Source organism: Kocuria sp. NBRC 114282 (assembly GCF_030268385.1).
Lineage (GTDB): Bacteria > Actinomycetota > Actinomycetes > Actinomycetales > Micrococcaceae > Kocuria > Kocuria palustris.
The window spans coordinates 477,098-487,980 of record NZ_BSQO01000003.1; the positions used below are offsets into that span (position 1 = coordinate 477,098).

8 protein-coding genes are annotated in these 10,883 nt (G+C 72.2%); all 8 read right to left on the reverse strand.

All coding sequences use genetic code 11. From position 1 onward, the window contains the following. Positions 1 to 27: 27 nt before the first annotated feature. Genes QSJ40_RS08210 through QSJ40_RS08245 form a run of 8 tightly spaced genes read right to left on the reverse strand, consistent with a single transcriptional unit; the run spans position 28 to position 10,880 of the window. Positions 28 to 1,041 carry a cell division protein FtsQ/DivIB gene (locus tag QSJ40_RS08210; RefSeq protein WP_285730090.1) on the reverse strand — a complete coding sequence of 338 codons (1,014 nt, stop codon included), beginning with the start codon at positions 1,039 to 1,041 and terminating at the stop codon, positions 28 to 30. Then, positions 1,041 to 2,498, reverse strand: coding sequence for a UDP-N-acetylmuramate--L-alanine ligase (murC, locus tag QSJ40_RS08215; protein WP_082330944.1), 1,458 nt, complete (start codon positions 2,496 to 2,498; stop codon positions 1,041 to 1,043). Before murC ends, QSJ40_RS08210 begins: the two co-directional genes overlap by 1 nt. Next, complete coding sequence (gene murG / locus QSJ40_RS08220) at positions 2,488 to 3,621, reverse strand: undecaprenyldiphospho-muramoylpentapeptide beta-N-acetylglucosaminyltransferase (protein WP_278857003.1); 1,134 nt, start codon at positions 3,619 to 3,621, stop codon at positions 2,488 to 2,490. The genes murC and murG overlap by 11 nt, the downstream gene beginning before the upstream one ends. Positions 3,622 to 3,669: 48 nt before the next feature. Continuing rightward, positions 3,670 to 5,046 (reverse strand): putative lipid II flippase FtsW, encoded by a 1,377-nt coding sequence (ftsW, locus tag QSJ40_RS08225; protein WP_285730095.1) that lies wholly within the window; start codon positions 5,044 to 5,046, stop codon positions 3,670 to 3,672. Further along, entirely contained in the window at positions 5,043 to 6,572 is a 1,530-nt protein-coding gene (gene murD, locus QSJ40_RS08230) for a UDP-N-acetylmuramoyl-L-alanine--D-glutamate ligase (RefSeq protein WP_006214832.1), read from the reverse strand. The genes ftsW and murD overlap by 4 nt, the downstream gene beginning before the upstream one ends. Further along, positions 6,569 to 7,735, reverse strand: a complete 1,167-nt coding sequence (gene mraY, locus QSJ40_RS08235) for a phospho-N-acetylmuramoyl-pentapeptide-transferase (RefSeq protein WP_053447509.1) — start codon at positions 7,733 to 7,735, stop codon at positions 6,569 to 6,571. The genes murD and mraY overlap by 4 nt, the downstream gene beginning before the upstream one ends. Then, entirely contained in the window at positions 7,732 to 9,204 is a 1,473-nt protein-coding gene (locus tag QSJ40_RS08240; protein ID WP_285730097.1) for a UDP-N-acetylmuramoyl-tripeptide--D-alanyl-D-alanine ligase, read from the reverse strand. Before QSJ40_RS08240 ends, mraY begins: the two co-directional genes overlap by 4 nt. Next, positions 9,201 to 10,880 (reverse strand): UDP-N-acetylmuramoyl-L-alanyl-D-glutamate--2,6-diaminopimelate ligase, encoded by a 1,680-nt coding sequence (locus QSJ40_RS08245; protein ID WP_285730099.1) that lies wholly within the window; start codon positions 10,878 to 10,880, stop codon positions 9,201 to 9,203. Before QSJ40_RS08245 ends, QSJ40_RS08240 begins: the two co-directional genes overlap by 4 nt. Positions 10,881 to 10,883 lie beyond the last annotated feature (3 nt).

Sequence of the window (10,883 nt, forward strand, 5' to 3'; positions counted from 1 at the left end):
AGGGTCGAAGGAAATCACTCCGGACGACTACTCCAGCACCGGATGACGGGGAGCGGAGACGTCGTAGACATCGACCGCGCCGGTGGCCTCCGAGGCATCCACGAGCTCGGCCAGGACCTCGGCCTTCAGGGCGCTGTCGGTGTCATCGCCCCAGCGCACCGTGACCCCGTCCTGCAGCTCGAGCATCACGACCCCGCCCGATTCGGCGCGGGCCGTCTGGACCTGCTCGAGCAGCGACGAGGGCAGCGAGGCCAGCACCGAGCTGACCGTGTCCCAGTCCTCGCTGCCCAGCACGTCGGTGCCGCCGGCGATCACCGGGACCTGGCTCTGCTCGCTGTCGGTGAGCTGCTCGAGCTGTGTGCCCTCGCGGTCCACGAGCTGCCAGCCGTCGCCGTCCTCGACCGCAGCGACCGGGATCCGCTCCTGGACCTCGACGCGCAGGGTCCCGCTGCCGCTGGCGCTGGTGTCCACCGAGGCGACTGCCGGGAACTGCGTGAGCAGGGACTCGACCTCCTCGGAGGAGATGCGGGTCATGGACTTGCCCTCCAGCGGCTGCAGCGCCTCCTCGGCGGCCCCCTGGTCGGTCAGGGAGAGGCCCTCGACCTGCAGGGAGCGCACCGAGAACAGCGGGGAGAAGAACACGCCCCACACGATCAGGACCACGATCAGCACGGCCACCGCCAGACGCACCAGGCGGCGCAGCGCCGGGGACAGCCGACGACTGTCATCGCCGTCGTGCCCGTCGCGCGCCGAGCCCCCGGATCCCGAGCGGGACGAGCCCAGCTGCAGCGTGCGCCGCCAGTCGCTGAATCGCCCGCCTCCTGTGGGCACGGGCTCGAACTCGGACTCGCGCTGCTCGTCGAGCGCTGCGACCTTGTCCCGGCTGTTGACGCGCACGCGCGGGGTCTCGGCACCGGCGGACGACGGGGACTCAGCGCCGCCGGCGGTCTCGACCGGCTCCTGCTCGCGTCTGCGCTGCGTGGAGGGGGAGCCGGATGTGCCGCCGAAGCGCGGCTGGCGGGGTCGGGGTCCGCCCGCCATCAGGCCGAGGCCCCGGCCTGCCCGGAGTCCTCCAGTGCGCTGAGCAGGCGGGGGCCGAACGCGGTGACGTCCCCGGCGCCGACCGTGAGCACCAGATCTCCCTCCCGTGCCTGGGCCGCGATCTGAGCGATCGCCTCCTGGGGGTCGAAGGCGCTGCGCACCGAGTCCCCGGCGGCATCGGCGATCAGATCCGAGGAGACGCCCTCGACCGGGTCCTCGCGCGCTGCGTAGATCGGCAGGACCCAGGCGTCGTCGGCGATCTCGAGGGCCTGGGCGAACTCGCCCGCGAAGGCCTGCGTGCGGGAGAAGAGGTGGGGCTGGAAGAGCACCAGGACGCGGTCCTCCCCCGCCACGCGCCGTGCGGCCGTCAGCGCGGCGCGGACCTCGGTGGGGTGATGGGCGTAGTCGTCGATGACCCGCACGCCGCGGGCCTCTCCCTTGAGGTCGAATCGGCGGTCGGAGCCGTGGAAACCGGCCAGGCCCCGCAGGGCGTCCTCCGCGGGGACCCCGACGATCTGGGTGACGGCGAAGGCCGCTGCCGCGTTGAGCACGTTGTGCTCGCCGGGGACCTCCAGGCGCATGCGATGGCTGCGGAGGTCGGCGCCCTCCCCCAGGCTCAGCTCGGCGGTGGCGCCGATGCCCTCGGTGCGGATCTCGCTCACGCGGATCTGCGCGGAGGCATCGGTGCCGTAGGTGACCACGCTGCCGCCGCGGCGGCGCACGGCCTCGGCCAGCCGGCGCGAACCGGAATCGTCCTGGCATGCCACCAGGGTGCCGCCGGGGCGGAGGGTGTCCGCGAAGTCCTCGAAGGCCTGGAAGAAGGCCTCCTCGGAGCCGTAGTGATCCAAGTGGTCGGGCTCGATGTTCGTGACCACGGCGATCGTGGGCGCGTAGGAGAGGAACGAGCCGTCGGACTCGTCGGCCTCGGCCACGAACCAGCGGCCGCGGCCCAGGTGGGCGTTGGTGCCCAGATCGGCCACGTGCGCGCCGATGGCCCACGACGGCTCCTGCCCGCACTCCTGCAGCGCCACTGCCGCCATGGACGACGTGGTGGTCTTGCCGTGCGTGCCGGCGACCGCGACCACCTGGGAGCCGTGCATGGCCACCCCGAGGGCCTGGGAGCGGTGCAGCACGCGCAGCCCGGCCTCCCGAGCCGCGGCCAGCTCGGGGTTGGTCTCGCGGATCGCGGTCGAGACGACGACGGTCCGGGCGTCGGCGATGTTCTCGGCCGCCTGCCCGATGCTGATGCGGGCCCCGCGCTCGCGCAGCGCGGCGAGCCCGCGGGACTCCTGGGCATCCGATCCGGAGACGCTCACCCCGTGGGCCAGCAGCAGGCGGGCGACGGCGGACATGCCGGCGCCCCCGATGCCGATCAGGTGGGTGGGCCCCAGCCCGGCGGGATCGGTGTCCACGCCCATGGACTCGTTCGGGGACCCGGTTCCGGGATCAGTGCTCACGTCGTGCCTCCTGCAGGATCAGTTCAGCCATGGTCGCGTCCGCATCGCGCACGCCTGCCCCTCGTGCCGCACGGGTCATCTCGGCCAGGCCCTCGGGGGCCGTGAGCAGAGGCAGCACGTTCGCGCGGTACCACTCGGGGGTGAAGTCGGAGTCCTCGACGAGCCGGGCGGCGCCGGCCTCCACGAGGGAGCGGGCGTTGAGCGCCTGCTCGCCGTTGCCGATCGGCAGCGGCACGAAGATCGCGGGCAGTCCGACGGCGGCCACCTCGGAGACGGTCGCGGCCCCGGCGCGGGCAATCAGCAGATCGGCGGCGGCGTAGACGTCCTGCATGCCGTCGACGTACTCCACCTGCCGATAGCCCTCGGCCTCCAGCGGGCGCAGGTCCGGGGTGAGCACGGGCTTGTCGCGGCCGGTGATGTGCAGCAGCTGGTAGCCCTGCTCGGCGATCCCCGGCACGATCCCCTGGATCGTGCGGTTGATGGCCACCGCCCCGGAGGAGCCGCCGGTCACGATCACGGTGGTGCGCTCCGGGTCCAGGCCGAGGCGCTGCCGGGCCCCGCTCTGGGCGGCCGCGCGGTCGAGCTGCGAGATCTCCCGGCGCATGGGCATCCCCACCGTGCGGGCGCCCTTCAGCGGCGTGTTCGGGAATGCGGTGGCCACGACGGCGGCGAAGCGGGCTCCGACGCGATTGGCCAGCCCGGGGCGGGCGTTGGCCTCATGGATCACGACAGGGACGCCGCGACGGCGGGCCGCCAGGTACACGGGGGTGCAGACGTAGCCGCCCACGCCCACCACCACGTCGGCGCGGCTCTCGTCGATGATCCGCCCGGCCTGGCCGATCGCCCCGCGCAGGCGCACGGGCAGCTTGAGCAGATCCACGGAGGGTCGGCGAGGCAGCGGAACGCGGTCGATGGTCTCCAGCGGCAGACCGGCGGCCGGGACCAGGCGGGTCTCCATGCCCGAGGCGGTGCCGACCGCGGTGACCTGCGCTGCGGGCTCGGCGCGGCGCACCGCCGCTGCGATCGCCAGCAGCGGCGAGACATGCCCCGCGGTGCCTCCGCCGGCCAGCACCACGTTCACGGGGCGCTGGGACTCGGTCGGGTGGGCGTCGTGGTCGCTCATGCGGCTGCTCCTGCGGTGTACGGGACGTGCGTTCGGGTGTCTGGGGGCTCACGAGTCGCCGCGGCTGCGGAGGACCCTTCCGCGGCGGATGTCGTGGACCTCGGCGATGGGCTCGCGCTCATCGTCCATGAGGTCGTCGTAGCGGCCCTCGTGGTCGTAGGCATCGTACGCATCGTCGCCCGGCAGCGGCCGTCGGGCGGCGACGGGGCGCGAGCGCGGCTGCGGGATCGCCTCGACCATCCCGACCGAGGGCTGCCTGGCGAAGGACATCACGACGCCCACGGCGGACAGGCACATCAGCAGCGACGAGCCGCCGTAGCTGATGAACGGCAGCGGCACCCCGATCACCGGCAGCACGCCGGTGACCATGCCGATGTTCACGAAGGCCTGCCCGATCAGCCAGGCCAGGACGCCGCCGGTCACGATGCGCTCGAAGCCCGAGGTGGAGCGCATCAGGATCCGGGCCATGGCCACGGCCATCACGGCGAACAACACCAGGATGGTGACGGTGCCGAGCAGTCCGAGCTCCTCGCCGATGATCGCGAAGATGAAGTCGTTGTGGGCCTCGGGGACGTAGTTGTACTTGGAGCGCGACTGCCCCAGCCCGACTCCCCACCAGCCTCCGGTGGCCAGCGCGGAGAGCCCGTGCATGGCCTGGTAGCAGCCCGCGGAGGGGTCGCAGTCGCCGGTCAGCCAGGAGGTCACGCGCTCCATGCGGTGGGGCGCGGAGATCACGAAGAGCACCGACACCGCGGCACCGGCGGCGAAGGCCGTGAGGATCCAGCGGATGGGCATGCCGGCGAAGAACACGGCGGCCAGGTAGATCAGCAGGAAGATGCCGGCCGTGCCCATGTCGCGGCCGTACATCACGAACAGCACCGGCACGACGACGGCCACGGCCGAGGGCCACAGCGCGTCCTTGAGCGTGCGGATGCGCCCCGCCACGCGACCGAGCCACACGCCCAGGGCCAGGATGCAGGTCAGCTTGGCGATCTCCGAGGGCTGCAGCGTGAAGCCGCCGACCGACAGCCAGTTCCGGTTGCCGCCGACCTCGACGCCGAACGGCACCACGAGCGCCAGGATGACCGCCGAGACCCAGAACGCCAGGATCGCCAGCCGCCGCATGACCCGGGCCGGGACGCGCGAGAGCGCGAACATGGCGATCAGCCCCAGCGCGCCGAAGATCAGCTGGCGCACGAACAGGCCGTAGGCCGACTGCTCGGCGGAGATCGACTCGACCGCAGAGGCGGAGAGCACCATCATGGCGCCGATCGCGAAGAGCAGCACCGCGCACACGGCCAGCGCGTAGTACGACTGCAGCAGCGGGCCCCTGCGGACCCGGTGCTCGACCCCGCGCAGCGGGCCCGATCGCTCGTCGATCCGGTCCCGCAGCCGGGTGGCCGCGGCTGCGGTCCGCGGGCTCACGACAGGCGCTCCACGAGATCGGCCACGCTGCGCGCGAACGCGTCCCCGCGGTGGGCGTAGTCCCGGAACTGGTCCATGGAGGCCGCGGCCGGGGCCATCAGCACGGTGTCCCCGTCCACGGCCACGCGGTGGGCGGCTTCGACGGCGGCGCGCATGACGGCCTCGCCGTCGGAGGCGTCCTCGAGGCCGTCAGCGGCGCGCAGGATCGGCACGTCGGGAGCAGAAGCGGCCAGAGCGGCCTCCAGCCGGTCGTTGTCGGTGCCGATCAGCACCACCGCCCGCAAGCGGCGCGCGTGGGCGGCGACCAGGGCGGAGCTGTCCGTGCCCTTGGCCAGGCCGCCGGCGATCCACACGACCGGGTCGAAGGCCGACAGCGAGGCGGCGGCGGCGTGCGGGTTCGTGGCCTTGGAGTCATCGACCCACACCACCCCGAAGGTCTTGGCCACGGGCTGGATGCGGTGCCCGCCAGGCTCCCATGCGGCGAGACCCTTGGCGATGTCCTCGCCGGAGACGCCTGCGGCTCGGGCCAGGGCGGCAGCCGCCAGCGCATTGGTCACGCCGTGCGGGGTCGGCACGGGCTTGATGGACTCCACCAGCCCGACCTCCAGCGCCTGGTTGCGGCGGTCGTCCAGGAAGGCCCGGTCCACGAGCAGGTCCTCGACCACGCCCAGCATGGAGACGTCCGGGTTGCCCGCGGTGAAGCCGATGGCCCGGCAGCCCTCGACGACGTCCGCCTCCTCGACCATCTGCCGGGTGCGGGGATCGCTGACGTTGTACACGGCGGCGACCTGGCAGTTCTCGTAGATCCGCGACTTGTCCGCCACGTAGTTCTCGAAGCCGCCGTGCCAGTCCACGTGGTCCTCGGCCACGTTGAGGCACACCGCGGCCAGCGGGGACAGCGAGTGCGCCCAGTGCAGCTGGAAGCTCGACAGTTCGACGGCCAGGACGTCGTAGTCCACCGGATCGCGCAGGGCGTCGAGGATCGGGGTGCCCACGTTGCCCACGGCCAGGGCCTTGAGCCCGCCGGCCTGGAGCATGGCCTCGGCCATCTGCACGGTGGTGGTCTTGCCGTTGGTGCCGGTGATGCACACCCACGCAGCGGTGGGGCGCCCCGCGCGCTCGCGGATGCGCCAGGCCAGCTCGACGTCGCCCCAGATCTGGATGCCGCGCGCGACGGCCTCGGACAGGACGGGATCATCGGGACGGAAGCCCGGAGAGGTCACCACGAGCTGCGGGTCCTGGCCGTCGACCTGCGGCAGCCCGGCCACGGCCTGGGCGCCCAGCAGGACGTCGGCGGAGCCCACGATGCCCAGCGTCTCGGCCTTCTGCCGGTTGGCCTCCGAGTCCCGGCCGTCGATCACGACCACGCGCGCGCCGAGCTCGATCAGCGTGTCCGCGGCGGCGAAGCCCGAGATGCCGATGCCCAGCACGACCACGCGCAGGTCGGCCCAGTCGGCGTCCCAGCTGGTCAGCGACGCCAGCCGGGGATCATCCAGGATGGGGTTGTCATTGCTGGCATGGATCACAGGAACGCGCCTCCGTTGGAGATGAGCCACTCGCCGTAGAACACCGCGAGCGCGATGGCCGTGAAGAGCCCGGCGATGATCCAGAAGCGCACGACGATCGTGACCTCCTGCCATCCCTTGAGCTCGAAGTGGTGCTGCAGGGGCGCCATCTTGAAGATGCGCTTGCCGCCGGAGAGCTTGAACCAGCCCACCTGGAGGATCACCGAGACGGTGATGAGCACGAACAGCCCGGCGATCAGCACGAGCAGCAGCTCGGTGCGGGTGAGGATGGCGAACGCCGCCAGGGCGCCGCCCAGGCCCAGCGAGCCGGTGTCGCCCATGAAGATCTTGGCGGGGGAGGTGTTCCACCACAGGAAGCCGATCAGCGCGCCCACCAGCGCCGCCGCCAGGACGGTGAGGTCCGAGGGGTCGCGCACGGTGTAGCACAGCCCGGGCCCGCCCTCGCCGCACAGGTGGTCGGACTGCCACAGGGTGATCAGGAGATAGCCGGAGAACACGAGGATCGACGCGCCCGTGGCCAGCCCGTCCAGCCCGTCGGTGAGGTTGACGGCGTTGGTGGTGGCGGTCGCGATGAGGTTGACCCACACGACGTAGAGGATCAGGCCCAGGATCACGAGGACGATGGTCCGCTCGGAGGTCAGGGCCTCGACGAGCCCGCCTCCCAGCTGCCCGAGGCCCAGGTCGAGCCCCGTGTCGCGGGTGAGCGAGACCTCGGTGGAGCCGGGTGTGCGGCCCCTGGCATCGGGCAGCATCAGCGTGAGCAGCGCGAAGACCGTGCCGATCGTGCCCTGCAGGGCGATCTTCCCTCCCGGGCTCAGGCCCAGGTTCTGCTTCTTGGTGATCTTCTTGGCGTCGTCGATCCCGCCGACGAAGCCCATGCCGAGCATGAGGAACGCGGCCAGCAGCCCGGAGGCGGTGGGACCGGTCCACTCCCCCGTGACCAGGCCCACGACAGTGTGCGAGACCAGGTAGGCGATCACGGCCGAGCCCAGGATGGCCACGCCGCCCATGGTGGGCGTGCCGCGCTTGGTCTGGTGGCTCGAGGGCCCGTCCTCGCGGATGAACTGGCCGTAGCCGCGGCTGGCCAGGAAGCGGATGAACAGCGGGGTGCCCAGGATCGAGAGGATCAGGCCCAGCGCAGCGGCGACGATGATCTGGATCATGCTCGACCTCCCTGGCCCGCAGCGGCGACCCGATCGCCGAGCGTCTTGAGCCCCGCGGAGTTCGAGGACTTGAACAGGACGATGTCTCCGGCGCGCAGGTTCTCGGCCAGGAAGGCCTCAGCGGCCTCCAGGTCCTCGACCCAGGCGGCCTCCTCGCCCCAGGAGCCCTCGAGCAGCGCCGTGACGTAGGTGGGGCGGGCCAGCGGTCCCACGGCCAGCAGCCGGGAGATGTTGTAGCGCACCACGAGCGAGCCCAGGCGGTTGTGCTCCTCGACCGAGGAGTCCCCGAGCTCGTACATCTCGCCGAGCACGGCCCAGGTGCGGCGATGCCGCGGGGAGTCCTGCGGCCCGCCCATGCGCGCCAGCGTCTGCAGCGCCCCGGCCATGGACTGCGGATTGGCGTTGTAGGCGTCGTTGAGGATCGTCACGCCGTCGGGGCGCTCGGTGCGCTCCATGCGCCAGCGGCTGCCCGGGCCGAGGCCCTGCAGGACACCGGCGATCGTCTCGGACGGGACGCCGGCCATGAAGGCGGCCGAGGCCGCGGCCAGGATGTTGGAGACGTGGTGCTCGCCGATCAGCCCGGAGACCACCCGGTGCACAGTCCCGTCCGGGAAGTGCAGGTCCAGGGACGGGTGGCCGTCGTCGTCGGTGGAGATCCGGTCTGCCCATACGCGGGCGGCCGGGACCTCCGGGAGCGTGCTGGTCTCCCCCGTGCCGAAGAACACGACGGGCGCCTGCGTGCGCGTGTGCATCCGGCGCACGCGGTCGTCGTCGTCGTTGAGGATCGCCACGCCGTCGGCGGACAGCGACTCGACCATCTCCCCCTTGGCGATCGCGATGTTCTCCACGCCGCCGAACTCGCCGGCGTGCGCGGAGCCCACGCACAGCACGGTGCCGACGTCCGGGGAGACCATGCGGCACAGGTACGAGATGTTGCCGATGTGGGTGGCGCCCATCTCGACGACCAGGTACTCGGTGGTCGCATCCGTGCGGAACACGGTCAGCGGCACGCCGACCTCGCCGTTGTAGGAGCCCTGCGGGGCCACGGTGGGGCCCATCTCGGAGAAGATCGCGCGCAGCAGGTCCTTGGTGGTCGTCTTGCCGACCGAGCCGGTGACCGCCACGACCTTGAGGCCGTTGTCCTGGCGCATCTGCCGCACGACCCAGCTGGCCAGCGTGCCCATGGCCTCCACGACGTCCGGCACGCGCACCGAGGGGTGCACGGAGCCGTCGTCGGCTGCGACCTCGCGCTCCACGAGCGCCAGCGGGGAGCCGGCGGCGAAGGCCGCGGCCACGAAGCGGTGGCCGTCCGTGACCTCACCGGGCTTGGCGACGAAGAGGGTCGCCTCCCCCGCCTCCCGAGAATCGGTCGTCACGTGCTCGATGACGGGGCCGTCCTGCTGCGGATCCAGCCCCAGCAGCTCGCCTCCGACGACCTCGGCGATGCGCCTGGCATTGAGAGGGATCACGAGCGCCCCCACCGTCCTTCCTGCGTGTCGTGGAGCGCGTCGCGCAGCTCCTGCCGATCATCCAGGGGATGGTCGACTCCTGCGATCTCCTGCGTGGTCTCGTGGCCTCGTCCGGCGACCAGGATCGAATCGCGCGGACCGGCCATGGCGGCCGCCGTGCGGATGGCCGTGGCCCGCGGGTGGATCTCCTCGATCTCGGTGGCCCGCGCCGCGCCCTCGTCGCGGGCCTGGCGGGCTCCGGCGATGACCTCGGCCCGGATCCCGGCGGGGTCCTCGTCGTGCGGGTCGTCGTCGGTGACGATCACCACGTCCGCACCCTGTGCAGCGATCCGGCCCATGAGCGGGCGCTTGGTGGTGTCGCGCTGCCCGGTGGCGCCGAAGACCACGATCACGCGGCCGTCGCCCTCGGGCGGATCGACCGCCTCCAGGGCGCGGGTCAGGGCGTCCGGGTTGTGCGCGAAGTCCACGACGGCGGTCGGCTCGCTGGCGATCAGCTGCATGCGCCCGGGGACATCGGTGGTCAGCGGGTCCTGATCGTCCAGCACGTCCTGCAGCACCTGCAGCGGCACGCCGGAGGCCAGCACCATGACGACGGCCAGTGCGGCGTTGGCCACGTTGAACTCTCCGGGCAGCCCGGTCGAGACGCGCAGCCGACGGCCGTCGCGGTGCACCAGCTCGAAGCGGTGCCCCACCCCGCGCCGGGCCAGCGAGCGCAGCGTCCAGTCGGCTCCGTGGCGCTGCGGGCCGGAGTCGCGATCCTCGACGATCCCGCCGCGCAGGGCGATGACCTCGACCTTCTCGGCGCCGAGCTCCTCGCGGGCTCGGCGAGCCATGCGCAGGCCCCACTCGTCCTGGTCATCGGCCACGACGATCACGGCGCGGTCGGTGCGCCGGGCGGTGAACAGCTGGGCCTTGACCTCGAAGTAGGCCTCCATGGACCCGTGCAGGTCCAGGTGGTCCTGAGTCAGGTTGGTGAAGCCGGTGACGTCGTAGTGCACGCCGTCCACGCGGTGGAACTCGAGCGCGTGGGAGGAGACCTCCATGGAGGCTCCGGTCATGCCGGCTTCGCGCATCACGGCCAGCAGGGCGTGCACGGACGGCGCCTCGGGCGTGGTCAGCAGCGAGGGGATGCGCTGATCGCCGGCCAGGATCTCGATCGTGCCGATCAGCCCAGTGGTGCGGCCCAGGGCCTTCTGGATCGAGTTGAGGAAGTACGTGGTGGTGGTCTTGCCGTTGGTGCCGGTCACGCCGAACAGCGGCATGCGGGCGCGCTCGTCCTCGCTGCCGCCGTAGAGAGCGGCGGAGATCTGCCCCATGTGCTCGCGCGGCACGGCCGCCACGATCGCCGGGACGATGAGAGGGCCCTCGTCGAGCATGAGCTGCAGTCCAGCCTGGTCGGTGAGCACAGCGGCCGCACCGGAGCCGATCGCGGCAGCGGCGAAGCCCGCGCCGTGGAACCGAGCACCGGGAAGGGCCGCGTAGAGGTCGCCCGGCTGCACGGATCGGGAATCGATGCTGATGCCGCGCACGGAAGCCGGCTCCTGCGCACCGCCGTGCGCCTCCGGGAGCTCCAGTCGCGCGCCGATCAGCTGCGCCAGCTCGGCGGCCGGCAGCGAGGCAGCGCTGCGGGGCCGCAGACGGGCCGCGTCGAGACCGGGCTCGGGCAGGTTCTGCATGTC

What these genes read in the sequence shown, in the direction of transcription:
- QSJ40_RS08210 (WP_285730090.1), bottom strand. Translation starts at nt 1,041, where the DNA reads ATGGCGGGCGGACCCCGACCCCGCCAGCCGCGCTTCGGCGGCACATCC.
- QSJ40_RS08245 (WP_285730099.1), bottom strand. Translation starts at nt 10,880, where the DNA reads ATGCAGAACCTGCCCGAGCCCGGTCTCGACGCGGCCCGTCTGCGGCCC.
- mraY (WP_053447509.1), bottom strand. Translation starts at nt 7,735, where the DNA reads ATGATCCAGATCATCGTCGCCGCTGCGCTGGGCCTGATCCTCTCGATC.
- murG (WP_278857003.1), bottom strand. Translation starts at nt 3,621, where the DNA reads ATGAGCGACCACGACGCCCACCCGACCGAGTCCCAGCGCCCCGTGAAC.